Source organism: Nocardia sp. NPDC058640, assembly GCF_042716995.1.
Taxonomy (GTDB): Bacteria; Actinomycetota; Actinomycetes; order Mycobacteriales; family Mycobacteriaceae; genus Nocardia.
In genome coordinates this window covers 25791-50259 of the sequence record NZ_JBHXRG010000022.1, presented here as the reverse complement: position 1 = coordinate 50259, position 24469 = coordinate 25791, and the positions used below count along the sequence as shown (strand labels likewise).

At 68.4% G+C, this 24469-nt stretch carries 21 protein-coding genes and 1 riboswitch; of the genes, 7 read left to right on the top strand and 14 right to left on the bottom strand.

All coding sequences use genetic code 11. The features are described 5' to 3' along the window. Positions 1 to 13: 13 nt before the first annotated feature. Both ACFWU5_RS21335 and ACFWU5_RS21330 read right to left on the bottom strand, forming a co-directional pair. Positions 14 to 1210, bottom strand: coding sequence for an MFS transporter (locus ACFWU5_RS21335; protein WP_379247203.1), 1197 nt, complete (start codon positions 1208 to 1210; stop codon positions 14 to 16). 174 nt (positions 1211 to 1384) lie between these two features. Beyond that, positions 1385 to 2602, bottom strand: coding sequence for an NADP-dependent isocitrate dehydrogenase (locus ACFWU5_RS21330; RefSeq protein ID WP_379247107.1), 1218 nt, complete (start codon positions 2600 to 2602; stop codon positions 1385 to 1387). A gap of 405 nt (positions 2603 to 3007) precedes the next feature. Beyond that, positions 3008 to 3118: riboswitch (SAM riboswitch) on the top strand. Positions 3119 to 3199: 81 nt separating this feature from the next. On the opposite strand from ACFWU5_RS21330, the gene ACFWU5_RS21325 reads away from it, so the two are divergent. Further along, the gene (locus ACFWU5_RS21325; protein ID WP_379268376.1) at positions 3200 to 4516 is read left to right on the top strand and encodes a bifunctional o-acetylhomoserine/o-acetylserine sulfhydrylase; all 1317 of its coding nucleotides are present in this window, start codon (positions 3200 to 3202) and stop codon (positions 4514 to 4516) included. Next, a complete protein-coding gene (locus tag ACFWU5_RS21320; RefSeq protein ID WP_379268375.1) occupies positions 4513 to 5658 on the top strand; it encodes a homoserine O-acetyltransferase in 1146 nt (381 codons plus the stop codon). The genes ACFWU5_RS21325 and ACFWU5_RS21320 overlap by 4 nt, the downstream gene beginning before the upstream one ends. 3 nt (positions 5659 to 5661) lie before the next feature. Here the strand turns inward: ACFWU5_RS21320 and ACFWU5_RS21315 are convergent, their stop codons facing one another. Then, positions 5662 to 6297 (bottom strand): TetR/AcrR family transcriptional regulator, encoded by a 636-nt coding sequence (locus ACFWU5_RS21315; RefSeq protein WP_379268374.1) that lies wholly within the window; start codon positions 6295 to 6297, stop codon positions 5662 to 5664. A gap of 133 nt (positions 6298 to 6430) precedes the next feature. On the opposite strand from ACFWU5_RS21315, the gene ACFWU5_RS21310 reads away from it, so the two are divergent. Further along, on the top strand, positions 6431 to 7378 hold the full coding sequence (locus tag ACFWU5_RS21310; RefSeq protein WP_379268373.1) for an oxygenase MpaB family protein: 948 nt from the start codon (positions 6431 to 6433) through the stop codon (positions 7376 to 7378). 60 nt (positions 7379 to 7438) lie between these two features. Here the strand turns inward: ACFWU5_RS21310 and ACFWU5_RS21305 are convergent, their stop codons facing one another. Further along, positions 7439 to 7684 carry a DUF3017 domain-containing protein gene (locus ACFWU5_RS21305; protein ID WP_379247201.1) on the bottom strand — a complete coding sequence of 82 codons (246 nt, stop codon included), beginning with the start codon at positions 7682 to 7684 and terminating at the stop codon, positions 7439 to 7441. 182 nt (positions 7685 to 7866) lie between these two features. Between ACFWU5_RS21305 and ACFWU5_RS21300 the strand changes: the two genes are divergently transcribed. After that, entirely contained in the window at positions 7867 to 8331 is a 465-nt protein-coding gene (locus tag ACFWU5_RS21300) for a tRNA (cytidine(34)-2'-O)-methyltransferase (RefSeq protein ID WP_379268372.1), read from the top strand. Between the two features lie 67 nt (positions 8332 to 8398). On the opposite strand, the gene ACFWU5_RS21295 is transcribed toward ACFWU5_RS21300, so the two are convergent. From ACFWU5_RS21295 to ACFWU5_RS21275, 5 genes are read right to left on the bottom strand one after another with little or no spacing between them, the layout of a single operon-like run. After that, the gene (locus ACFWU5_RS21295) at positions 8399 to 9499 is read right to left on the bottom strand and encodes an FUSC family protein (RefSeq protein WP_379268371.1); all 1101 of its coding nucleotides are present in this window, start codon (positions 9497 to 9499) and stop codon (positions 8399 to 8401) included. Positions 9500 to 9512: 13 nt separating this feature from the next. Next, the gene (locus ACFWU5_RS21290; protein WP_379268370.1) at positions 9513 to 9737 is read right to left on the bottom strand and encodes a DUF167 domain-containing protein; all 225 of its coding nucleotides are present in this window, start codon (positions 9735 to 9737) and stop codon (positions 9513 to 9515) included. After that, positions 9697 to 10722, bottom strand: coding sequence for a DUF4349 domain-containing protein (locus ACFWU5_RS21285; protein ID WP_379268369.1), 1026 nt, complete (start codon positions 10720 to 10722; stop codon positions 9697 to 9699). Before ACFWU5_RS21285 ends, ACFWU5_RS21290 begins: the two co-directional genes overlap by 41 nt. 48 nt (positions 10723 to 10770) lie before the next feature. After that, positions 10771 to 14376 carry an error-prone DNA polymerase gene (locus ACFWU5_RS21280; protein WP_379268368.1) on the bottom strand — a complete coding sequence of 1202 codons (3606 nt, stop codon included), beginning with the start codon at positions 14374 to 14376 and terminating at the stop codon, positions 10771 to 10773. 58 nt (positions 14377 to 14434) lie between these two features. Then, complete coding sequence (locus ACFWU5_RS21275; RefSeq protein WP_379247087.1) at positions 14435 to 14890, bottom strand: hypothetical protein; 456 nt, start codon at positions 14888 to 14890, stop codon at positions 14435 to 14437. Positions 14891 to 15021: 131 nt separating this feature from the next. Here ACFWU5_RS21275 and ACFWU5_RS21270 point away from each other — a divergent pair, with 131 nt between their 5' ends. Beyond that, positions 15022 to 15972, top strand: a complete 951-nt coding sequence (locus tag ACFWU5_RS21270; RefSeq protein WP_379268367.1) for an SDR family NAD(P)-dependent oxidoreductase — start codon at positions 15022 to 15024, stop codon at positions 15970 to 15972. Between the two features lie 171 nt (positions 15973 to 16143). Here the strand turns inward: ACFWU5_RS21270 and ACFWU5_RS21265 are convergent, their stop codons facing one another. From ACFWU5_RS21265 to ACFWU5_RS21255, 3 genes are all read right to left on the bottom strand, one after another. Then, on the bottom strand, positions 16144 to 17040 hold the full coding sequence (locus tag ACFWU5_RS21265) for a sucrase ferredoxin (RefSeq protein WP_379268418.1): 897 nt from the start codon (positions 17038 to 17040) through the stop codon (positions 16144 to 16146). A gap of 136 nt (positions 17041 to 17176) precedes the next feature. Further along, on the bottom strand, positions 17177 to 18748 hold the full coding sequence (locus tag ACFWU5_RS21260) for a DNA polymerase Y family protein (protein WP_379268366.1): 1572 nt from the start codon (positions 18746 to 18748) through the stop codon (positions 17177 to 17179). Between the two features lie 68 nt (positions 18749 to 18816). Then, positions 18817 to 19569, bottom strand: coding sequence for a hypothetical protein (locus ACFWU5_RS21255; RefSeq protein WP_379268365.1), 753 nt, complete (start codon positions 19567 to 19569; stop codon positions 18817 to 18819). A gap of 199 nt (positions 19570 to 19768) precedes the next feature. Between ACFWU5_RS21255 and ACFWU5_RS21250 the strand changes: the two genes are divergently transcribed. Continuing rightward, positions 19769 to 20902, top strand: coding sequence for a serine/threonine-protein kinase (locus ACFWU5_RS21250; RefSeq protein ID WP_379247077.1), 1134 nt, complete (start codon positions 19769 to 19771; stop codon positions 20900 to 20902). A gap of 67 nt (positions 20903 to 20969) precedes the next feature. On the opposite strand, the gene ACFWU5_RS21245 is transcribed toward ACFWU5_RS21250, so the two are convergent. Both ACFWU5_RS21245 and ACFWU5_RS21240 read right to left on the bottom strand, forming a co-directional pair. Further along, positions 20970 to 21626, bottom strand: a complete 657-nt coding sequence (locus ACFWU5_RS21245; RefSeq protein WP_379247075.1) for a response regulator — start codon at positions 21624 to 21626, stop codon at positions 20970 to 20972. Between the two features lie 89 nt (positions 21627 to 21715). Next, complete coding sequence (locus ACFWU5_RS21240; RefSeq protein WP_379268416.1) at positions 21716 to 23164, bottom strand: PspC domain-containing protein; 1449 nt, start codon at positions 23162 to 23164, stop codon at positions 21716 to 21718. A gap of 621 nt (positions 23165 to 23785) precedes the next feature. Here ACFWU5_RS21240 and ACFWU5_RS21235 point away from each other — a divergent pair. Next, positions 23786 to 24415 carry an MspA family porin gene (locus tag ACFWU5_RS21235; RefSeq protein WP_379268364.1) on the top strand — a complete coding sequence of 210 codons (630 nt, stop codon included), beginning with the start codon at positions 23786 to 23788 and terminating at the stop codon, positions 24413 to 24415. Positions 24416 to 24469 lie beyond the last annotated feature (54 nt).

Genomic DNA, 24469 nt, shown 5'->3' with positions numbered 1-24469 from the left:
CTCAACCAGGCGGTCAGTGCGTTGTACTGCGGCGTTGCAGGAACACCGTCAAGGTGAACAGGAGCACGCCCGCTACGGCGAGGAGGGCGCCGATCATGGCGGGGGCGGTGTAGCCCAGGCCTGCGGCGATGACGAGGCCGCCCAGCCAGGCGCCTGCGGCGTTGGCGATGTTGAGGGCGGCGTGGTTGAGGGTGGCGGCGAGGGTTTGGGCGTCGGCGGCTACGTCCATGAGGCGGGTTTGGAGGCCGGGGGCCAGGGCGGCGCCGGAGGCTCCCACGAGGAACGCGCCGATCGAGGCGGTGATGGGGTTGTGGGCGGCCAGGACGAAGCCTGCCAGGATCACCACCATCGCGATCATGGCTACGAAGATCGAACGGTCGACGCCGCGGTCCGCGAGGATGCCGCCGCCGATATTGCCCACGATCATGCCGAGGCCGAACAGGGCCAACACGATCGGGACCGCGCCCAACGGCATACCGGCGACGTCGGTCATGGTGGTGGCGATGTAGGTGTACACGGCGAACATGCCGCCGAAGCCGATCGCGCCCACGGCCAGGGTGAGCAGTACCTGCGGGCGTCGCAGGGCGCCGAGTTCGGTCATCGGGTTGGTGAGTTTCATGCCGGTCAGAGCGGGGACGTAGCGCCACAGGGCGGCCACGGTCGCCATGCCGATCACGGCGACGACCACGTAGGCGTCACGCCAGCCGAAGTGTTGGCCGAGCCAGGTCGCGCCGGGAACGCCGATCACGTTGGCGACGCTGAGCCCGAGCATCACCGCGGCTACCGCCTTGGCTCGCTGTCCGACGGGAGCGAGCGTGGCGGCGGCCAGGGAGGCGACGCCGAAGTACGCGCCGTGCGGCAGGCCGGAGACGAAACGGGCGAGCACGAGCGTGCCGAAGGTCGGCGCGAGCACGGTGCCGATATTGCCGACGGTGAACGCCATCATCAACACGATCAGCAGTTTCTTGCGCGCCACTCGCGCACACAACGCGGCGATCAGCGGCGCGCCGACGACAACCCCCAGCGCGTAGGCCGACACGGCGTGCCCGGCGGACGGCTCGGAGATCTCGAAGGCCCGCGCGATATCGGGCAGCAACCCCATGGTCACGAACTCGGTGGTCCCGATCCCGAACCCACCCAGCGCCAACGCGAGCATCGCCGGGACGTGCCAGTTGGTACGTGGCTCGTCGAGACGTTCAGGGGCGGCGATGGAAGTAGGCACGCTTCCATGCAACGACGATCCGTACCTATTCGCTACCCGAGACCAGCGTGAGTTGGCCCACCGTGGACTGACCGGCCGGGTACAGGCACAAAAAAGCGCTCGCATCGGATTCGATGCGAGCGCCTTTCACGGCCGTGCAGGTCCATAGTTACGGACCGGGACTCACTTCAGAGCGCGAGCCAGGTTCACATCGAGCGCACCGAGGAACTCCTCGGTGCTCAAGTAACCCTGGTCCCCGCCCACGAGCGCAGCGAGGTCCTTCGTCATCTGACCGCCCTCGACGGTCTTGATGACCACATCCTCGAGCGCCTGGGCGAAGCCGATCACCTCGGGGGTGTTGTCCAGCTTGCCGCGGTGCTCGAGCCCACGCGTCCACGCGAAGATCGACGCGATCGGGTTGGTCGAGGTGGGCTTGCCCTGCTGGTGCTGACGGAAGTGCCGGGTGACGGTGCCGTGTGCGGCCTCCGCTTCACAGGTACGGCCGTCGGGCGTGAGCAGCACCGAGGTCATCAGGCCCAGCGAGCCGAAGCCCTGCGCCACGGTGTCGGACTGCACGTCGCCGTCGTAGTTCTTGCAGGCCCAGACGTAGCCGCCCTCCCATTTCATGGAGGAGGCGACCATGTCGTCGATGAGGCGGTGCTCGTAGGTCAGGCCCGCCGCGTCGAACTCGGCCTTGAACTCGGCGTCGAAGACTTCCTCGAAGGTGTCTTTGAACATGCCGTCGTAGGCCTTGAGGATGGTGTTCTTCGTGGAGAGGTACACCGGGTAGTTCTGCTGCAGGCCGTAGTTGAACGAGGCCCGCGCGAAGTCCTCGATGGACTTCTTGAAGTTGTACATACCCATGACGACGCCGCCGTCTTCGGGCATCTTCACGACCTCGTGCACGATCGGCTCGCTGCCGTCTTCGGGCGTGAAGGTCAGCGTGACGGTGCCCGCCTCGTAGACCTTGAAGTCGGTGGCGCGGTACTGGTCGCCGAACGCGTGGCGGCCGATGATGATCGGCTTGGTCCAGCCGGGCACCAGGCGGGGCACGTTGGAGATGATGATCGGCGCGCGGAAGATGGTGCCACCCAGAATGTTTCGGATGGTGCCGTTGGGCGAGCGCCACATCTTCTTGAGGCCGAACTCCTCCACCCGCGCTTCGTCGGGGGTGATGGTGGCGCACTTGACGCCCACGCCGTACTTCTTGATGGCGTTGGCCGCGTCGATCGTGACCTGGTCATCTGTCTTGTCGCGGTACTCGATACCGAGGTCGTAGTACTCGAGGTTCACGTCGAGATAGGGATGGATCAGCTTGTCCTTGATGAACTGCCAGATGATCCGGGTCATCTCGTCGCCGTCGAGCTCTACAACGGTGCCTTCAACCTTGATCTTGGACATGGATCTTCGTGTCCTCCTCGGTGGGTGCCCTTTTATTGCACGGCCAGGCGAACACGCTTGTGAGCGGACCCCAGCTATTCCAACAAACCGTATATGCCGCGCGTTGGTCGCGTGACATCGTTATGCAAACTCTTGGTGCAAACATGACGAGCGTACTGCTACCGGTCACCTCACCGCGAGGGGAGGGCGAACTGTGCGATACGCGCGCGAGGCACCCGGCCATACCTCGTTTCCCCCTGCTGGGCATCCAGCTTACCCATCGGTCGTCGCGACCCGCCCGCGCTCCCCGCGCACCGGCCACCAACGACACGCCAGCGCCTGCCACACCGCCACCGCAGTGATCTTCGGCGGGAAATGCGGGGGAAGTTTCCGCGTGCGTGCGATGTCCGGTTAACATGACGGCAAGGTCATGAGTGCCAGCGTCAAGCCCCGGCTCGCTGGTCGGCAACCCTCCAGCTGCGGTGGGGTGCTCCGGGTGATGACCGGGCTCTCGAAAGTCGAGAGCAAGCGCGCGTTGCAGGAGGCCCCCCATGTGTTGTTGTCCGACGATCCGACCCAGTTGACGAGATCCCCGGCGAACACCCACTGGAGCACGACATGACCGACACCTCCCTGCCCGAGAACTGGTCGTTCGAGACCAAGCAGATCCACTCCGGCCAGTCCCCCGACGCGAGCACCAACGCGCGGGCGCTGCCGATCTACCAGACCACCTCGTACACGTTCCGCGACACCGATCACGCGGCGGCGCTGTTCGGTCTGGCCGAACCGGGCAACATCTACACCCGGATCATGAACCCCACCCAGGACGCGGTGGAGCAGCGGGTGGCCGCGCTGGAAGGTGGCGTCGCGGCGCTGCTGGTGGCGTCGGGCCAGGCCGCGGAGACGTACGCGATCCTGAACCTGGCAAGCGCGGGCGACCACATCGTGTCCAGCCCGCATCTCTACGGCGGCACGTACAACCTGTTCCACTACTCGCTGCCCAAGCTGGGCATCACGGTCTCGTTCGTCGAGGACCCCGATGACCTGACGCAGTGGCAGGCGGCCGTGCGGCCCAACACCAAAGCGTTCTACGGCGAGACCATCGCCAACCCCAGCAGCGCGGTGCTCGACATTCCCGGCATCGCCGGTGTCGCGCACGACAACGGCGTTCCGCTGATCGTCGACAACACCGTCGCCACCCCGTACCTGATCCAGCCGCTTCAGCACGGCGCCGACATCGTCGTGCACTCCGCGACGAAGTACCTAGGTGGACACGGTGCGGCCGTGGCGGGCGTGATCGTGGACGGTGGCACCTTCGACTGGACCGTGCGCGATGCCGACGGCAACTCGCGCTTCCCCGGCTTCACCGAGGCCGATCCGAGCTACCACGGTGCGGTGTTCGCCGATCTGGGCGCGCCCGCGTTCGCGTTGAAGGCGCGCGTGCAGTTGCTGCGCGATCTGGGCGCGGCGGTGTCGCCGTTCAACGCGTTCCTCATCGCGCAGGGCATCGAGACGCTGAGTTTGCGGGTGGAACGGCATGTCAGCAATGCCGAAGCCGTGGCGAAGTTCGTCGCCCAGCAGCCGGGTGTGGACGCCGTGCATTACGCCGGTCTCGAGTCCTCGCCCTGGTACGCGCGGGCCAAGCAGTTGGCACCCAAGGGCGCGGGTGCGATCGTGGCGTTCGAGCTGGCGGGCGGTGTCGATGCGGGCAAGAAGTTCGTCGACGCGCTCAGCCTGCACAGCCATGTGGCTAACATCGGAGATGTGCGTTCTCTGGTGATCCACCCGGCGTCGACCACGCACTCGCAGTTGACGCCCGACGAGCAGTTGGCGGCCGGCGTCACCCCCGGCTTGGTCCGGCTCGCGGTGGGCATCGAGGGTATCGACGACATTCTGGCCGACCTGCGGGTCGGGTTCGCGGCGGCGACGACGTGACTGTGAGCACCGAATCGCCGATCGCCGCGCCCGGAACCGGAGTGGACCTGCTGCCACCGCCGGACGGGCGAGTCGGCGTGGTCGCCATCGGAGACGTGACGCTGGAGAACGGCGCCGTGATCCCCGATGCGCGGCTGGCGGTGCAGCGCTGGGGGCAGCTGTCGCCCGCGCTGGACAATGTGGTGCTCGTGGAACACGCGCTCACCGGCGACTCGCATGTCGTCGGTGGGCCCGACGGGGCACCCGGCTGGTGGGAGGGCATGGTCGGGCCCGGCGCGCCGATCGACACCGACCAGTGGTGCGTGATCGCCACCAACGTGCTGGGCGGCTGCAAGGGCAGCACCGGCCCGTCCTCACTGGCGCCCGACGGAAAGCCTTGGGGCGCACGGTTTCCCGCGTTGAACATCCGCGATCAGGTGCGCGCCGAGATGCAGTTGTTCGATGCGCTGGGGATCGAGCGCCTCGGCGCAGTGGTCGGCGGTTCGATGGGCGGCATGCGGGTGCTCGAGTGGATCGTCGGTGCGCCCGAACGGGTTTCGGCGGCGCTCATCCTGGCCGTGGGCGCGCGTGCGACCGCGGATCAGATCGGCACCCAGACCACCCAGATGGCCGTGATCACCGCCGACCCGGATTGGCAGGGCGGCAACTATCACGGCACCGGCCGCGCGCCGATGACCGGGATGGGGCTGGCTCGCCGCATCGCGCACCTGACCTACCGCACCGACGGCGAACTCGATCACCGGTTCACCAATCGCGCCCAGGGCGACGAGGATCCGTGGACCGGCGGCCGTTACGCGGTGCAGAGCTACCTCGAGCATCAGGCCGAAAAGCTGTGTCAGCGTTTCGATCCGGCGACGTATGTGCTGCTCAGTGAAGCGATGAACCGACACGATGTGGGTCGTGGCCGCGGCGGTGTCGCTGCCGCGCTCGCCTCGACTCCGGTGCCCTGTGTGGTCGGCGGGGTCGACTCGGATCGCCTGTACCCGTTGAACACTCAGGCCGAGCTGGCCGAAGGTCTGCCCGGCTGTGCGGGTTTGGAGATCGTGCATTCGCGCGACGGGCACGACGGGTTCCTCACCGAGGCGGCCGCGGTGTCGAAGTTGCTCACCGAGACGATGCGGTTGGCGCGGGAGAACCGCTGAGTTTCACGACCCGGTCAGCAGGGTGACGATCGAGCGGACATATTCCTGAAGTCGTTCGCGCGGATACTGTTCCGGGTCGTTGACGGCCAGTCGACCCAGCATTTCCGCGACGGTGAGCACCGAGTTCGCCAGCAGTTCGGCGTCCATGTCCGACCAGCGCGGTGACAGCGAAACACCCATGCGGACAAGCGCTTCCGCGCGTTCCAAGATGTCGGTGCGCGCAGCACGAAGGGCCGCACGGTATTCGTCGGGCGCGCTCGCGGGCGTTGCGAGAATCAGGCGCCAGCGCGTCGGATTCGCCAGTGCCACACCGACGAACGCTTCCACCGTCGACGACGCGGCGGTCACCGGGTCGGCGCCGAGCAGGTCTTCGGGCAGCGTGTCGGCGATCTGCTCCAGCCCGCGCTCGCGTTCGCGTTCCAGCAGCGCTTCCACCAGTTCGGCGCGCGTGGAGAACACCGTGTACAGCACCGGTTTTCCGACGCCGGCCTCCTGCGCGACGGCTTCCATGCTCAGCTCGTGCAGTTCCATGCGACCCAGCACGGTGAACGCGGCGTCGAGCAGTTGCGCACGGCGTTCCTGCGGCGGCAGACGCGGGGCATAGCGGCGTCGCGGTCGTTGATCCTGCGTCGCGGTCACGCGCCCACCTGCCTTTCCTCCCCTGGACGATACCCCGCGGCCGATCCGCTCCCACAAATCCTACGCAACCGTTGTATTCAACTCGCACCATTGCTACGGTGGTGTTGTATTCACTTGCAAAGGAGCACGTGCCATGGCATTCGATGCGTCTACCCTGCGCCGCGACGACTACGGGTTCTTCGGGCCCGACTCCCCCAGCTGGAAGGTGTGGGCGTCGCCGACCGCGCTGATCGGCTTCCAGCGCGCGGTCACCCTCGAACACTTCGACCCCTTCCTGACCGCCGCGGTCGCCGATTCACAGGGCATCTACGACAACCCCGCCACCCGACTGGACCACACGCTGGCCTACTTCGTGCTGGTCGCGCTGGGCGACGGCCGCACCGCCATCCAGGCCGCCGAACACCTGATGCAGGTGCACGCGCCGATGACGGGCATCGAACCGATCAGCGGCAAGCGGTACAGCGCCAACAGCCCCGAAACCCAGCTGTGGATCCACCTCACGGGATGGCATTCGGTGCTCAAGGCCTACGAGATGTACGGGCCCGGTCGGCTCAGTCCCGAGCAGGAGGATCGGTACTGGGCCGAGTGCGCGATCGCGGCCGAGCTGCAGACCTGCAAGCCGTCGGAGGTGCCGCGCAATCGCGAGGGCGTGCAGGCCTATTTCGAACGCGTTCGGCCGCGGTTGTGCGTGACCGAGCGGGCGGTGCAGGCCATGCATTACCTGCTGTGGACGCCGCCGAGTAAGGGGTGGAAGTTCGCGCTCGGTGGTCGGCTGCTGTCGTTGGCGACGATTCCCACGCTGCCGATGTGGATGCGCAAGCTCGGGCGGTTCAACCTGCCGCGCATTGTCGATGTGGGAGTGCGTATTCCGGCGAAGGTGATCGCGTGGGTGGCCGCCCGCCGCGACAACTGGGTACTGATCCATGCCGCGCCGTTCATCGCGCCGATGACGGGTCAGATCTTCGCGTCGCACGCGTATTCCGCTGCGCCTCAGCAGCTTTCGACAATCACCCCGCGCGAGGCCCGCGAGCTCTATGGCAGTCAGGGCTCCCGCAGTCTCTGGGCCTCCGAAACCGCTTGAATGACACCGCGATCGAGGGTGTGGGACCGGTCGCGTCAATGACGCCGCGGCCGGTCTTCCTCAGTTGACGCCGAGCGTGTTGATGGTGACCGCCAGGAAAACGATGGCACTGCCCAACGCGGTCAACGCGGCCACATCGAACGGGCGACTGCGCACCGCGAGCAACCCCACCTGCACGGTCGGCAGACACAACCGGAACGCCGCGGCCACCAGTGCGGCGCTGCCGAAGATCAGCGCGCCACGCCGCCAGCGATCCCACGCCACGAACCCGACCGCGATCACGATCAGCGCGGTCACCACGGTCATCGGCAGGTGACTGCGCAGGTACTGCTCCCCCGCACTCAACCGCGCGACCCGATGCTTGCCGGTCGTGTGCTTGTCGGTCGAGTCCGCCTTGTTCACGCCCCTGATTGTTCCAGTGTTCTGGAAAAGTGGCACACAGGGGCTGCGCGCGCGCTCGATCGTCAACGGTCAGTACCCTGCTCCGAGTGTTCAATGTGATGTTCCATCAGCCGGTTATTCCGCCGAACACCGGCAATGCGATCCGGCTCGTCGCGGGCACCGGGTGTGCGCTGCACCTGATCGAGCCGCTGGGCTTCGACCTGTCGGAGTCGAAACTGCGCCGGGCGGGCCTGGACTACCACGACCTCGCCTCGGTGACCGTCCATCCGGATCTGGAGACGGCGTGGGCCGCGATCGGGCCGCAGCGGGTGTTCGCGTTCACCACCCAGGCGACCACGCGCTACACCGATGTGGCCTACCAGCCCGGCGACGTCCTGTTGTTCGGCACCGAGCCCACCGGCCTGCCCGCGGAGGTGCTCAGCGATTCCCACATCACCGACCAGGTGCGCGTGCCCATGCTGTCGGGGCGACGGTCGATGAACCTGTCGAACACTGCGGCGGTCGCGGTGTACGAGGCGTGGCGGCAGCTGGGCTTTCCCGGCGGGATCTGACTGCGCTTCGGCTCGCCCGTCGGCCGCTGAGTGCCGAATGCGACGCCGTGGTGTCGGCAGGTCACTGCTAGGCGGCGTCGGGGCCCATCCAGCGCCACAGGGCGTAGCCGACCGTCAGCGAGATCACGCAGCCGATGACGGTGTCCAGGAGTCTTTCGACGAGCACGCCTGCGGTCATGGTGGCGCCGAGGCCGGTGAACACCGCGACCAGTGGCGTCATGACCATCGCGTAGGCGGTGTAGTTGGCGGCGCGCAGGTAGGGGCGCGACGCGGCGATCGCGCCGATGACCGCGATCATCACCCAGATCGGGATCGACGCCAGGAACAGGCCGCCCAGCAGCACACCCAGTGCGGTGCCGAGGCCGCGTTGGAGGCTGTGGGTGAGCGCGGAGGTGTGGTCGCGCTGGACCACGAGGGCCACGGTCAGCACGATCCAGTACGAATGCGTGCCGTGCAATTGGTGGGCGATCAGTTCGGCGACGATCATGCTGCTGATCAGGCGAGCCGGATAGTGCCAGCCCGCAACGGTTTTCAGGCGTGCTGCCCACTGGCGCAGGTCGTCGGCCAACGGCACGGAGGGTGCGACGGCGGCGGCCTGCTTGCCGAGCAGGTGGTAGGTCACGGCGAAAGTGAGCATCGTCAGAATCGCCGCGCCGAGTCCGCCGAGCACGGAATATGTTGCCAACGAACGGGTTTCGATGTGCAGGCCAAGGGACGCGCCGATGATCATGAACACGATCGCGAGGGTGGTGACCTTGGCCGCGCTGCCCCGAATCCCACCCAGCACCACGGCCATCGACGCCACCGCCACGATCACCACCGAACTCGCGAACGCGCCGAGCCCGGCCGACCACGCGCCGATCAACATGCCGAAGAAACCGACGACCAAGGTGTTGAGCAGGTCGATGACGCGACGACGCGCGGAACCCGCCTGCCCGCTGCTCGACATCAGCAGCGCACCCAGCGCCGCCGTCATGCCCGCACCCAGATTGCCCGCCAGTTCCCCGATCGCCACCGGCAGCGCGACCGACAATCCCGCCGCGAGCAGCCGCAGCGTGTCGACCTCCACGGTCTTCCAACGCGCGACCTCCGACAACGCGTCGCGACTGCCCGCCACACCGCGACGCACCACGATCCGCCACGGGCGCCGGGGCTGCTGCTCGGTCACGGCGGCGGCCTCCTCAGTCGATGTCGAAACGTTTGAACCGCGAGGTGGCGCCCGCGGTCAGCCGGACGGCGGACTTGGCGACGCCGAAATGGTCCGCCAGCAATTCGATCGCGGCCTTGTTGGCCTTGCCTTCGACGGCGGGGGCTCGGACGTAGAGGGTGAGGGTGCCGTCGGCGGCGGTTTCGACCAGGGGGCCTTTACGGCTGTTCGGTTTGATCGTCGCCCGCACTGTGGGCACCGGAGGTCTCCTTCCCGGCCTCGCGAGTGGGGGCTGAGGGTGAGGTTGCCGCGGCGGGCCCAGCCGTCGCCGGTTCAGCGGTCGCGGATGCGGTGGTCGCCGGGGTTGTGGCTGCTGGCGTAGTCGTTCTGGCGCGTCGACCGCGCAGGAAACGCAGTGCGGCATAGAGCAATCCGCCGATCACGGCGAGGAAGCCCAACCACGGCACAGCCTTACCGGCGAAGACGACCGCGTCGTGCAACCAGTCCACCAACGAGTTCCAGCCGGAGACGATGCCGTCCCAGAAGTTGTCCGGGTCGCCGGGCGCGTGCTTGTCGTCGGCGGTCAGGGTGATGGTCAATGTCGACAAGGCGACCTGGTCGTCGAGGCTGCGTTTCTGCGCGGTGAGGCTGTCGAGTTCGCCCTGCCTGCTCGACAACGCCTCCTCGGCGGCGATCAGATCGGCGGTGTTGGTCGCGCCGGTGATCAGCGCTTTGAGCCGGTCGACGGACGCCTGCAGGGCGCGGATGCGGGCGTCGAGGTCTTGCCACTGCATGGTGACGTCATCGCGGTTGGTGCTTACGCGGGTGACCGTGCCCACGCCGCCGAGGCCGGTGATGAAGGCATCGGTGGAGTCCGCGGGCACGCGCACGCTGAGTACCGCGCGGGCGGTTCGCTTGTCGGTGCCAGGTTGTTCGGTGCGGCTGTCGATGCGGCCGTTCACGGCGCGGACCTGGTCGGTGACGGTCGCGGCGGCGGCGATCGGATCGCCGGCGGTGACATCGACCGAGCCGGTGATCACCTCTTTGCGGTTCGATTGGTCGGGTGCCGGGCTGTCCTTCTGCGGCGCGCCTTCCCGAAATCCGGGCGCTATCGCGGGAGCCGGCCCGCCCATGACAGTGGGCGCTGACGCCCGACCAGCCTGGTCCGCACTTTCGTCCCCGCCACACCCGGCCAGCAACAGCAGGCCGAGCAACGCGATCATCACCACCGCAATCTTGCGCATGTTCGCAGCGTAATGCGTTGAACGGCCCGCGTGCACCGTGCGAGGAACTCAGCGGAAGTCGCGGGACCGGGCGACGATGGTCAGATCGAGATGTTCGAGATGATCGGCCACCAGACTCGCCGCACCCTCGGCATTCTGGATGCGCCCACGGATGAGCAGCGCGGTAGCGCTCTGCGCGAGGCGCCGGTAGCGAGCCCACAGCCCCACCGAGCACACGACGTTGACCATGCCGGTTTCGTCTTCGAGATTGAGGAAGGTCACGCCCGCGGCGGTGGCGGGACGCTGACGGTGCGTGACCGCGCCCGCCACCAGGATGCGGGCGCCGTCTTCGACCAGCAGCAGGTCACAGGCGGGGACCACGCCGAGCGAATTCAGGTGGGCGCGAAGGAATTCGGTGGGATAGGAGTCGGGTGAGATGCCGGTGGCCCACACGTCGGCGGCGGCGAGTTCCAGTGCGCTCATGCCGGGCAGAGAAGGGGCGACGGTCGCCGGGCCGGTGCCGGGCAGGCGGTCGGGGCGCTCCACGGCCGCCGCACCCGCTGCCCACAATGCCGCCCTGCGCACGCTGCTACCACGCGAATCACGCGGTTCGGCATCGACCAGCACGTCGAGCGCCCCTGCGGTCGCCAGCGATTCCGATTGCGCGACAGACAGTTCCACGCGACCGGTGAGATCGAGCATCGAACCGAAAGGTCCGCGTTCGGCACGAACGGCCACGATGCGCTCGGCGAGATCGGTGCCGACGTGACGCACCCCGGACAACCCGAGGCGGATCTCCGTACCCGCGTTCTCCAAGGTGGGTTCGGCGCGGCTGGCGTTGATATCGGGCCCGTGCACCCGCACCCCATGCCGTCGAGCGTCGGCCACCAGCGACTGCGGCGAGTAGAAACCCATCGGCTGCGCACGCAACAACCCCGCACAGAACGCCGCTGGATGGTGCAGCTTGAACCACGACGAATAGAACACGATCGACGCGAAACTCTGCGAATGGCTTTCCGGGAACCCGAAATTGGCGAAGGCATACAGTTTTTCGTAGATCCGGTCGGCGACCTCGTCGGTGATCCCGTGCAGCTCCCGCATGCCCTCGTAGAACCGCGCCTTCAACCTGGCCATCTTCTCCGGCGACCGCTTCGACCCCATCGCCCGCCGCAACTGATCCGCCTCGGCCGCACTGAACCCGGCCACATCGACCGCCATCTGCATCAACTGTTCCTGGAACAGCGGAATCCCCAGCGTGCGTTCCAGCGACCGTTTCAGCGACGGATGGTCGAAAACCACCGGCTCCTTGCCATTTCGCCTGCGGATATAGGGGTGCACCGAGCCGCCTTGGATCGGTCCGGGCCGGATCAACGCCACCTCCACGACCAGGTCGTAGAAGTTGCGCGGCTTGAGCCGTGGCAGCGTCGCCATCTGCGCACGCGACTCCACCTGGAACACCCCGATCGAGTCCGCGCGCTGCAACATCTCGTAGACGCCCGCCTCGGTGAGATCGAGGGCGTGCAGTTCCACCGTCTCGCCTTTGTGCTCGCGCACCAGGTCGATCATGTAGTGCAGCGCCGAGAGCATGCCGAGGCCGAGCAGGTCGAATTTCACCAAACCTACTGCGGCGCAGTCATCTTTGTCCCACTGCAGCACGCTGCGTCCAGCCATCCGCGCCCACTCCACCGGGCACACGTCGGCGATCGGCCGATCACAGATCACCATGCCGCCGGAGTGAATGCCCAAATGTCTTGGGAGACCGTCTAGTTCGCCTGCCAGTTCGAGCACGGCCTCCGGGATATCGGTGCCCGTCTCGCCGGCCACCCCCGACCAGCGACTCACCTGCTTACTCCACGCGTCCTGCTGCCCCGGCGAAAAGCCGAGCGCCCGTGCGGCATCGCGCACCGAGGACTTCCCGCGATAGGTGATCACGTTCGCCACCTGCGCGGCATAGTCGCGGCCGTACTTGGCGTAGACGTGCTGGATGGCCTCCTCGCGACGGTCGGATTCGATATCGACATCGATGTCGGGCGGCCCGTCACGTTCGGGCGAGAGGAACCGTTCGAACAGCAGCTGGTTGCCCACCGGGTCCACATTGGTGATGCCGATGGCGTAGCAGACCGCGGAGTTGGCGGCCGAACCCCGGCCCTGGCACAGGATGTCGCTGCGCTTACAGAACTCGACGATGTCGTGCACGACCAGGAAGTAGCCGGGGAACTTCAGCTCCTCGATCACCGCCAGTTCGTGGTCGATCTGCTGGTACGCCTTGGCATTTCGTTCCGGCGGACCGTACCGTCGCGCGGCGCCCTCGTAGGCCAGGTGACGCAGCCAGGAGTTCTCGTCGTGGCCGGTCGGCACGTCGAACGGGGGCAGTTGCGGGGCGATCAACCCCAGGTCGAACGCGCATTCGCGAGCCAGCGTCGCCGCGTTGGCCACCGCGTGCGGATACTGCGCGAACAGGTGCGCCATCTCCGCACCCGAACGCAGGTGCGCGCCACCGGTGGGCGCCAACCAGCCCGCCATCTCGTCGAGGCTGCTGCGGGCACGGATCGCGGCCACCGCCATCGCCCGACGACGCTGCGCCGGCGACGCGAAATGCGCACCGGTAGTGGCGAGTACGGGAACATCGAGCCGATCGGCCAGTGCCACCAGCAGCGCGTTGCGTTCGTCATCGGTGGCGATGCCGTGATGGGTGAGCTCCACACTCACCCGACTGTTCCCGAACCGCTCGATCAAATCCCGCAGTGCCGCTTCAGCTTTCGGTAATCGCAGGTCGTTGTTGTGCAGATCCTGTTCGAGTGCGGTGCGCACGTGACCTTTTCGACAGCCGGTGAGAATGTGCCAGTGCCCACCCGCCGCCGCGGCGAGCGTGTCCAGGTCATACCGCAACACCCCCTTCTCCCCCGCCGCCATATGCGCCGCCGCCATCTCCCGCGACAGCCGCCGGTACCCTTCCTGCCCCCGAGCGAGGATCAGTAGATGCGGGCCATTCGGATCGGGAGAACCCGTGCGCGGCAACGAGTCCGGTGCATTCGCGTGCCCTACCGGCCCGCCCACATCATCGCCAGCCGCCCGCGCCCGCCCGCGATCCCCGGCCGCGTACGCCTGTCCGTAGCCATCCGCCCCGATCACATCGTCGGCCGTGCCATCGACACTCGACACGGTTCCCCGGTCGCCCCTCGGAGCACCGACATCAGCTCTACCGGCACCCGGCGCGAAACGCACTCCGCCCCGCGGTGCAGAACGGCGCCGGACCGCATCCCCTCGGCCCGGCGCCGCCTTCGCATCGGTTCCCAGTGACAGTTCGGCACCGAAAACCGTTGGCATTCCCCATTCCCTGGCCGCCTCGGCGAACCGGACGGTCCCATAGAACCCGTTGTGGTCGGTGAGCGCCAGCGCCTCCAGACCCAGCCGCACCGCCTCCTCCACCAGCTCCTCCGGCTGACTCGCGCCGTCGAGGAAGCTGTAGGCGGAGTGGGCGTGCAATTCCGCGTAGGGCACGGTCGCGGACGGCCGGTCGAGCTGCGCGGCACGGTACTCGCCGCGTTTGCGCGACCAGGCCGGACTGTCGCCGCCGTCGCCGGGGTGCATGTCCTCCGCGGGCCTGCCGCTCGGTTTGCCCGACAGCACCCGCTCCAGCTCCGACCAGGTCGGCGGCCCGTTGCTCCAGCCCATGCACCCACTCCTCTCACGACCCCCGCATCACCGCACCCCATTCCTGTTGCCGCACAACTCAATTCGCGGGCAAACGCTCCATCGACCGCGTTTCCAGCGCGGCCTCCACATGACCCAGACCCGAACGGATCACCGCGCCGTAGGCATCGTTGGCGAGCACGTCCAAGTGCCCGCGCGCGATCGCCAACTGCATCTGCGCCATCTCGAAGTCACCCACGCGACGGTGACTGTCGGCCAGGTTCAGATACAGCGAGGGCAGGAACCCGCGCAGCCCCTCATCCAACGGAATGCCCGGCCCGAACACCGCGGCCAGCGCCCGCTGATCCCACAGCAACGCACTCTCGGGCAGTTCCTGCACATCCGCGAGGTGGTGCGCCACCACGCAGCGATACAACGGGTTGCCGCCTTCCCCTATCTCACTCCAGAGCCTGGTCAGCGCCGCGCGCGCGGCGTCAGGGTTGTTACCGCCGAGCCGCACCGCGGCATAGATGTCCGCCATCCGATCGTCCGCCATGTGCACAAGTATCGCACATACGTTCGAACAAAGGCGAGAGGCATTCGAACATATTTTCGAGTTTCTCGAAGAGCTGGCCCGCGAACTTACTTGAGAGTAAGTTCGTAGCCAACGAACCAAGGAGCAGTGAGATGCCACAGGGATCCCCGGGTGAACAGGGCCGCAAACGGCGGCGCGACCTCACCGGCAGGCACGTCGTGATCACCGGTGCGTCGTCCGGGATCGGCCGGGCCGCCGCGCTCGCGGTCGCCGACAAGGGCGCGGTGGTGTTCCTGCTCGCGCGCCGCGGCGACGAACTGGCCGCGGTGGTCACCGAGATCCTCGACGCGGGCGGTCAGGCCTACGGCTACCAGTGCGACGTCACCGACTCAGAATCCGTGGACGCCACGGTCAAAACGATCCTCGACCAGCACGGTCACGTCGACATGCTGGTCAACAACGCGGGCCGGTCCATCCGCCGCGCCATCCACCGCTCCACCGACCGCCTGCACGACTTCGAACGCACCATGGCGGTCAACTACTTCGGCGCCCTGCGCATGACCCTGGCGTTACTGCCGCAGATGCGCGAACGCGGCTTCGGCCACATCGTCAACATCTCCAGCGCCGGCGTCCAGGTAGCCACCCCACGCTTCGCCGCCTACCTGGCCAGCAAGGCCGCCCTGGACAAGTTCACCGAGGTCGCCTCGGTCGAAACCCTCGCTGACGGAGTAACTTTCACCACCATCCACATGCCCCTGGTCCGCACCCCGATGATCGCCCCCAGCGGCGACCAAGGCCCCTCCGAATCCCCGGAATGGGCCGCGGGCACCATCGTGCGAGCCCTGTCCGAACGCCCCAAACGCATCGACGTCCCCCTGGGCACCATCGCCGAATACGGCGGCATCCTCACCCCCAAACTCCGCGACCGCATCATGCACCGCTACTACCGGGCCCTACCCGATTCCCCCGCAGCCAAAGGCGAATCGGTCGACCCCGTCGACCCACCAACCCCCACCATCCCCGAACAACCCTCCACCGCCCGCAAAGTCACCGGCACCGCCCTACGCCGCGCAGCCCGCTGGGTCCCCGGCACCCACTGGTAACCCGGCGTAATCGACCAATCCGCACCGGTTCCACCCGATTTCCGGCCTGAACACCTACGAAGTGGGCGATTACGCCAGTCGATGACACGGTCGCACCGGCGTGATCACGCAATCGGGCTCTTCTGAATCAGTTTTCTGACTGGAAGGGCGCGAAGTGCGTGATTTCGCCGGTCAGAGGTCGGGGGGAAGTTGTTCTATCGCAGCGGGTTCCAAGTAGGTGGCCGGTTTGGGGGCGGCGGCGCAGCTGGCTTGGCGGGGGACGGCGGGGATGGTGCGGGCGGTGACGTGCCAGCGGCGGCCGTCGCGATGGGTGACGACGGCGGCGCCTGCCAGGGTCGGGTCGTGGGTGGGTGCGGGGTCGGGGTGGACGGTGAGGTCGGTGGCGGTGGCCGGGATCTGTTCGCGCACAGCCACTTCGGCCAGTTGGGAGATCGGGGGGTAGCAGCTGCGGCCGCGCAGGCCGGTCATCGCGACCTCGCCGGCGTCGGCGGCTTCGAGCAGTGCCCGCGCGCCGGGGACGTCGACACGGCCGTAGGTCAGGCCCGACGGGAGCAGTACGACCGCGGGTGCGAAACGGTGGCCGCCGGTGTGGGAGGCCTCCCAGACGCGGTCGGGGTAGTCCGCGGCCAGGGCGGCGGCGATCGGGCGGCCGAACAGGGCACAGCACTGGTCGCGTTTGCCGTGCGCGCAGACCAACACCACCGGATCATCCACGCGCACACCGATTTCCGGGGCGGGTCCGTCGACCAGGTGCAGGTCGATATCGAACAGCTGGCGCAGATCGGTGATCTCGAACCGCACACACCACGACCCCTCCGGTCGCGAACTGGCCAGCAACACCGTGCGGGTCCCGGTGAACTCGTTGCGCCCAGGACGACGGATCAACATCGGCCGAACCTTCGCCGCCGACGTACGCGCCGCCAGTTCCGCGGTGATCTCCGGCCCCAGCACCTGGTCACCGATCACATCACGCCCCCACGCCCCCGGCTGCTCGATACACAACCACCCGGTGACATGCGCCGCGGTCCCCGGCAGCGGAAGGTCCGCGGCGGCCGCCGAACACAGCATGCCCTCGAAGGGGTTCACGGTGCTCCTTTCGCGACCTGGCCGGGCGATCCGGGACAGGGGTCGTTTCACTCTAGAACCCGGGGGCGTCGGCCACGTCGACGCACACCCACGCATCCGCGATCGGCGGCGGGGCGGGTCACTCGTAGACGCCCTCGGCGTGCCATAGGGCGGACTCGTGGACGAGCAGGACCGCGCGGATTTCGGTGGGGTCGGCGTCGAGTTGGACTTGGACTCGTACGGCCAACACGGCGGGGTCGGGTGTGGACCACCAGCGTTCGGTGATCGGCCATGGGCCCGCCCAGCCGAGCAGGGCCCACTCCTTGCGGCCCCAGCGCAGGCGGGTGGGGGTGGCGGTGAACAGGCCGCGGTCGGTGATTTCTACTCCGGTGCCGTCGGCGGCGGTCAGGTGGACGATCGGGCGATGCAGGAGCAGCAGGGTGGGGGCGGGTTCGGGGAGGCGGCCGGGCCAGGGGTGGGTGGGGTCGGCGGCGGGGGTGAGTTCGTCGCCGAGGGCGATCATGGTGATGCGTTCGGCGGGGCCGCGGCCGCCGCTGAGCACGCCGATGCGGACCGCTTCACCGCCCAGCAGTCCTTGCACGCGGACCAGCGCGCGGCGGGCGCGTTCGTTTTCCTCGCCCTCGCCACCCCACAAACCCAGTTGCAGGGCACCCGCGGCGACCACCTCGACCGGTTCCAGCGTGAGCGCGACGATCGGTCCGGTGGGGCGGGCGCGGCGGGTGAGCCAGCCGTCGAGTTGCCAGCGGACGCGGTCGGCGGTGTCGGCGGGGGTGAGCGGGCGGGCGCAACGCCAGATCCGGGTCAGCTCCTCGCCGGTCTCGGTGCGCGCGGTCACGGCCAGGCGGGTGCAGGCCACGCCCGCCGCGGACAGGACCGTGTGCAGTCGGGTGGCAAGGTGCCTGCCCGCGAACGCGGCCGCGTCGACCCGGTCGATGGGTGGGTCGCAGGCCAGGTCGACGGTGAGTTCGGGGGCGGGGCGGCGCGCTGACGGGGGACGTTCGGGCAGGGCGCGGGCGGTGCGATGGGCGAGCACGGCGTCGGCGCCGAACCGGGACGCCACTTCGGCGGGCGACAGGCGCGCGAAATCACCGATGCGGCGCAATCCCAAGCGGCGCAACAGATCTACCAGGTCTTGTCGTTCGGGTGCGGCCAGGGTCGGTTCCACCGCGAGCTCCGCGATCGGGAGCGCGGCGAGGTAGCGCGCACCCTCCCCCGGCACCACGATGGCGCCGCGTCTGGCCGCGATCACCGCCGTGGACAGGGCATCGGCGATCCCGATCTGCGCCTCGGCACCCGCGGCGGCGACCGCATCGATCAACCGCACCACCGCGGCCTCCTCGGAACCGAAATACCGTGCGGCGCCGCGTGCTCCGAGCACGATCAAGCCCGGGCGCAACACCTCGACCCCCGGCACCGTCGCGTCCACGGCGCCGACGACCGGCTCGAACAACCGCGCATCTCGATCCGGATCATCTTCTACGACAACGAGTTCCGGGCAGAACCCCTGCGCATCGCGCCTGCGCATCCCGCGCCGCACTCCTTCGGCCCGCGCGATCGCCGAACATGCCACCACCGAACTGCCCCGCAACACCGCGATCGGCCGATCCGCCGACACCCCCGCCACCGCGGCCGCCGCCACCGCGGGCCAGTCCGGACACCACACCGCCAACACCCGATCAACGCGCGCCATCACGCCACCGAACGATCGAACTGAGCCAACCCAGGCTCATCGTGGCGAACCGGATAACGGGCCGACGGTCACGAGACCGCCTCGTGCAAGGCGGTGAGTTCGTTTGCGCGGGTGACGGTTTCGCGGGGCAGCCATTCGGTGCGGCCGACTTTGGCGCACAGGTCCATGCGGCCGTGGCGGGTCTGGCCCGCTTTGGCGCTGACGCGCACGTCGAGACAGACCGAACGCAGGCGGCCGCGACCGGGACCGAGACCCTGGTAGCCGGTGACGCGGGAGTCCAGGCGCAGGGTCGGGTTGACCCATTCGCCCGCCACGACCAGGGTGGCGCCGCGATTGCGGGCGCGCGCGGCCAGGACTCGGCAGCGAGCGGGCGGGACGACGAGGCCGCCCAGACCCAAGACCACCAGGTCGAGCCCGTCGAGCAGGACCGCGGCCACCTCGGCGGGGTCGGGGCCGGGGTCGGCGATCACGGCCAGCCGCGACAGTTCGGCACCCATCTCGGCGGCGGCCAGCAAACCGAGTCGAGGCAGGCCGACGACCGCGGCGTGGCCACCGTTTCCGGTGACCGCGGCGAGCAGACCGGTCAGCAGCGAATGCGCGCCGGTGTAGGCGACGACGGCACCTTTGGGCAGACCGCCGTCGGGCAGCAGGTCTGCCAGCGGTGGCGGAACCGGCAGCATATCGCGACGTAATTGCTGGTCACGCGGTGTATGACCGGTCGCGGACTCACCGCGTCCCGGTACCGCCGCCATGCGCGCGCGCAGCTGTTCGAGCGTGCGCTCCCGTGCGCCCCGGTCGGGCGACAACGCTTCCGAACCCATCAACACCACCTACTTCCACGATGGACCCGCGGGCGAGAAACCGCCCTGCGCCGGAACAGCAGCACCGTTCCAGCTATCGATCGTATTCGAATATACGTTCGATAGCGACCAGCGTGACACCCGCCCCCTCCCCGTGTCCACCGCGCAGCAGCGCGAAGATCCCGGCCAGTCAGCGCCATATTCGGCTACCCTCGCACCCGTGAACGAACGTGCTCGTCCCCATATCGGCCCCGACTACCTGGTCGCGGGCCGCTACCGCCTGCAGTCCAAGCTGGGCGGGGGTGGCATGGGTGCGGTCTGGCTGGCCACCGACCGGTTGCTGAACCGGGAAGTCGCGATCAAACAGGTGCTGTCCACCGCGGGCCTGAGCGCCGCGGAAGCCGAGCGGATTCGCAGCAGCATCGTGCACGAGGGCCGCGTGGCCGCCAAGCTGTCGCACACCCACGCCGTGGCCGTGCACGACGTGGTGATCGAGGCCGGCGAGCCCTGGCTGGTCATGGAGTACTTACCCTCGCGCAGCGTGGCCAAGGCGCTCGCGCTGGTCGACACGCTGCCCGCGGTCGAGGTCGCCCAGATCGGCGCGCAGGTGGCCGACGCGCTCGCCGCCGCGCACGCCGCGGGCATCGTGCACCGCGATATCAAGCCCGGCAACATCCTGGTCGCCGACCGCGGCAACAGTGTGGGCCTGGCCAAACTCAGCGACTTCGGCATCTCGCGCGGGGCAGGCGACACGCACGGTGACGAACCCGAGGGCATGATCACCGGCACTCCCGCCTACCTCCCGCCCGAGGTCGCGCGCGGCGCCACTCCCACCGAGGCCAGCGACGTGTTCTCCCTCGGCGCCACTCTCTACACCGCGTTGGAAGGTCAGCCGCCGTTCGGTTTCGACTCCGACGACAACGACGTCGTGGCCAAGGCCGCGATGGGCCGGATCATCCCGCCCACCCGCAGCGGCATCCTCACCCAGACCCTGCTGCACATGCTCGAGCCCGCACCCCAGCGCCGCCCGACCATGGCGCAGGCCCGCGACGAAATCCTCACCGCGGCCTTCGGGCCGGGAACCGGCGCCTACATCCTCGGTGTGCCCCTGCGCACCGAAGACGGCACCATTCCCGCCTGGTCCACCCGCAACTCCGCCAGCGGCCTGCGCAGCCCCAATGCTTCCCCCCTCCCGCGCCCGCACCGCGCCCCGATCGCCGCCACCGCCGCACCCCAACAGCAGCGCACCGGCAGCTTCATCGACAACCTGCCCAACGGCGCTCCCCTGGCCATCGGCGCGGGCGTGCTGATCGGCCTGGTGATCCTGATCGCGATCATCATCGCCGTGATGTAGAGCCGCACTCCACCGCGCGCCTCAGCCGCACCCGTGCGCCCGGTCCGCCGGACCGCGCGCCCAGAACTCACTCGATCCGTCGTCGGTGCGCCCATCTCGTCAGCGCGTTCCGATTGGACTGCTGTGTCTTGCGCAGCACATTCGACGCGTGTGTCTCCACGGTCTTCACCGAGATGAACAGGGATTCAGCGATCTCCCGATAGGTGTAACCGCGCGCCAGCAAACGCAGCACCTCCAGTTCACGCGGGGTGAGCGAGTCCAGTTCGGGATCCAGCGGCGGCTCGGGAACCGGTGAGCGTCCGGTGAACGAGTCGAGCACGAACCCCGCCAACCGTGGGCTGAACACCGCGTCCCCACCCGCGACCCGGCGGATACCGTCGGCCAGTTCGGCACCGGAAATCGTCTTGGTGACGTACCCGCGCGCGCCCGCCCGGATCACCGCGATCACGTCCTCGGCCGCGTCGGACACGCTCAACGCCAAACACACCGGCCCCGCCGCGATCCCCGCCAGCACCGCCACGCCACCGCCGTCGGGCATGTGCACATCCAGCAACACCACGTCCGGCTTCGCCGCATCGATCCCGGCCACCGCCTCGGCCACCGCCCCGGCCTCACCGACGACGTCCATGTCGGTTTCCCGGCTCAACTCCGCCCGCACCCCCGACCGAAAAACCGCGTGATCGTCGACCAGGAACACCCGCACACTCACTACCAGACTCCTCATTCGAACCGTGTCGATCGACCTGCTGTCATCGGTACCACATCGCGGAGTCGCAGCGTCGAGATCGACGCGGGTCCGGTGCGACCGCCCGCTCAGCGATCAGTCGGGTGATCCGGGGTCGGCACGTGATCCCCGAGGCGCAAGACAACGGTCGGCGCGTCGTCGGGAGTGTCAACTGCGGGGCGGTCCTCCCCCACCCCGGAACCGACACTCGCGTCCTGCTCCGATGTCGAGCCCTCCACAACCTCCCCCTTCCCGGATAGCGCTGCGTCATCTGCCATCTCATCGGGTTCGGAGGTCCCGGAATCGGTGCGCGGCATGACAATCCGCACCTCGGTCCCGCGCCCGACGGTCGAGTCGATCTCCGCCGTACCGCCACGGCGTTCGATTCTGGCGCGGATCGATTTCGCCAGCCCGCGCCGGTCGCCTGGCACCGCCGACACGTCGAAACCGGCACCGCGGTCGCGCACGAAAATGCTGACCTGGTGGGCCTCGGTTTCGGCGAACAGGTCGATCTCGGGGACGTCGGCGTGTTTGGCCGCGTTGACCAGTGCCTCGCGGGTGGCACCCAGCAGCGCGGTGAAGTGTTCTTTGGGCAGGCCCGCGCCGGTGTCGCCGGGGTCCATGGCGACATCGCCGACGGTGACCGGGGTGACCTTCACCCCGTGCTGGTCCTCCACCTCGCCGGCGATGGTGCGCAGCGCGGTGGACAGGCTGGACTGGGCGGGCGCGGTGTCGTCGAACAACCATTTGCGCAGTTCGCGTTCCTGGCTGCGGGCCAGGCGCAAAACCTCTTGTGGATCCTCGGCCTGCCGTTGGATCAGCGCGAGCGTCTGCAGCACCGAATCGTGCAGGTGGGAGGCGATCTCCTCGCGTTCCTCGTTGCGGATGCGGGCACTGCGCTCGGCATTGAGCGCGCGGACCATGCGCAACCACAGCGGCACCGTGAGCAACCCCGCACCGACCAGCGTGACCGCCACCGCGATCAGCGCCGACCCCAGCGAACTCAGATCGATCCTGGCCAGCACCACCACCCCGAGCCCGACCACGATCAACGTCGCCCCGGCCACGATGCGCGACCAGGTGACCACCGACGGTCTCGCGGGCAACCCGAACAGCGCACGCGGACCCGGCGCGGCGACATCGTATTCACGCCACACCAGCGCGGCACCCACCGCCACCACCACGATCGGCGCGATCACCCGCGCCGCGGTCCCCTGGAACAGCCAGCCGACCGCGACCGTGAGACCCAGCCCGAGCAACGCCAGCCCGATCGCCTGCCTGCGCTCGTCACCGGTCGGCTTCGCGGCGTCGGCCCCACCGGGAGTGAAGATCCACAGCAGCCCGTACGCGACCACGCCCGCCCCGACCAGCGCGGACAGCAGCACGAACGCCAACCGCACCTTGACCACGTCGATACCGAGGTGATCGGCCAGCCCACCCGCGACCCCACCGACCACTCGCCCACCGGTCCGACGGACGAGCCGGGGAGTCTCGGGCAGCGGCGTCCCCGTCGGCTCGGGGCCGGGGGCAGGCAGCATCGGCCGATAACCGCGCGGCACGCCGTAGCCCTGCGCAACACCGGGGTACTGCGCGTACCCCGGCGCGGACCGGTACTGCTGAGGCGGGAAGCTCCGTTGCGGCGGGAAGTTCTGCTGCGACGCCCCATCGGACACCGGCTCACCCCCGAACGCGAGCTCGACCAGACGCGCCGGACCACGCAGGCGATGCCCACCCGATCGCGGATCCGGCGACTGGTGGGCGGCGTTGTTCCCGGCGGCAGCGCTGCGCCCGGCAGGGGTGGCAGACCCCTTGGCAGCGGCGTGGACGGGAACGAACGGATCCATGCCCTCGATAGTGGCACGCGGGGCGCGGTACCGGCATCAGGAAAGTCCCTGATCTCGTCCCCGATGTCAGCGATCCGGCGCCGACCTGGTCGGCGAGCTGTCCGGTCCGGACAGGAATCAGCCCCTACCTGCGTGAATGTCGGATCCGGTATCGACAGGGATCGGGGTGGCCTGCGCCGGACCGGAAAACCCACGGCGGCGTCCCCAGCAGGGGTTTCAGCCGATTCCACGGTCTTTCGAAAGGTCGACCGCAGAAGATCTTTCTACGTTGATGGCAGGCCGAAATTGCGGCCGCCGCTTCAGGGGAGGAACACCGTGAACATCATCACCACAGTGCTCGGCGCCGCCACTATCGGACTGAGCACCCTCGCGATGACGCCGATCGCTTCGGCGACGCCGATGGCACCGCACGAGAGGACCTATCATGGGCCCGCCGGCTTCGAACTCACCATCGGCCACGCCGAGGAGTCCTACCGAATGGTGCCCCCGCTCAACGCCATGCCGACCAACCGGGAGGTATTCCTCGACAACACCGCCTACGTGACGGCCCCGATCGGGGCGACCGGCACACTCGAATCAGGGTACTTCGTCGCCTGCGCGGTAGACCTGACCCTGTCGGTCGGGCTCGACGGCGGCATCGACGTGCGCGCGGGAGCCACCGTCGGAACCGGCTCGTCCGGCCCCGACGCGTCCGCCGATATCGGTCCGTCGATCTCGGCCGGAATCAATCTGAACCTGTCGCTCTCGCCGGGCGAGATCAAGAAGATCGACGTCGGGTCCATGCCGCTCGGCGCGGGCACCACCTATCTGGTGAACCGTGACTTCCATCTGAAGGTGGGCAACTGCGGTGGACCGCTCAACGTCTACTCGTGGGCGACGGTCACCGCGAGCACCGGACAGGTGAGCGCGACGAACTCGATCTTCGGCGACACCATGTTCATGTGAGTCGAGCCGGGACCCGGTAACCCACCGGGTCCCGGCCGATCCGAATACGATGGC

Coding starts and splice junctions, on each gene's coding strand:
- ACFWU5_RS21330 (WP_379247107.1), bottom strand. CDS start 2,602: ATGTCCAAGATCAAGGTTGAAGGCACCGTTGTAGAGCTCGACGGCGAC.
- ACFWU5_RS21325 (WP_379268376.1), top strand. CDS start 3,200: ATGACCGACACCTCCCTGCCCGAGAACTGGTCGTTCGAGACCAAGCAG.
- ACFWU5_RS21310 (WP_379268373.1), top strand. CDS start 6,431: ATGGCATTCGATGCGTCTACCCTGCGCCGCGACGACTACGGGTTCTTC.
- ACFWU5_RS21305 (WP_379247201.1), bottom strand. CDS start 7,684: ATGACCGTGGTGACCGCGCTGATCGTGATCGCGGTCGGGTTCGTGGCG.
- ACFWU5_RS21285 (WP_379268369.1), bottom strand. CDS start 10,722: ATGCGCAAGATTGCGGTGGTGATGATCGCGTTGCTCGGCCTGCTGTTG.
- ACFWU5_RS21280 (WP_379268368.1), bottom strand. CDS start 14,376: ATGGGCTGGAGCAACGGGCCGCCGACCTGGTCGGAGCTGGAGCGGGTG.
- ACFWU5_RS21275 (WP_379247087.1), bottom strand. CDS start 14,890: ATGGCGGACGATCGGATGGCGGACATCTATGCCGCGGTGCGGCTCGGC.
- ACFWU5_RS21270 (WP_379268367.1), top strand. CDS start 15,022: ATGCCACAGGGATCCCCGGGTGAACAGGGCCGCAAACGGCGGCGCGAC.
- ACFWU5_RS21265 (WP_379268418.1), bottom strand. CDS start 17,040: ATGCTGTGTTCGGCGGCCGCCGCGGACCTTCCGCTGCCGGGGACCGCG.
- ACFWU5_RS21260 (WP_379268366.1), bottom strand. CDS start 18,748: ATGGCGCGCGTTGATCGGGTGTTGGCGGTGTGGTGTCCGGACTGGCCC.
- ACFWU5_RS21255 (WP_379268365.1), bottom strand. CDS start 19,569: ATGGGTTCGGAAGCGTTGTCGCCCGACCGGGGCGCACGGGAGCGCACG.
- ACFWU5_RS21245 (WP_379247075.1), bottom strand. CDS start 21,626: ATGAGGAGTCTGGTAGTGAGTGTGCGGGTGTTCCTGGTCGACGATCAC.
- ACFWU5_RS21240 (WP_379268416.1), bottom strand. CDS start 23,164: ATGCTGCCTGCCCCCGGCCCCGAGCCGACGGGGACGCCGCTGCCCGAG.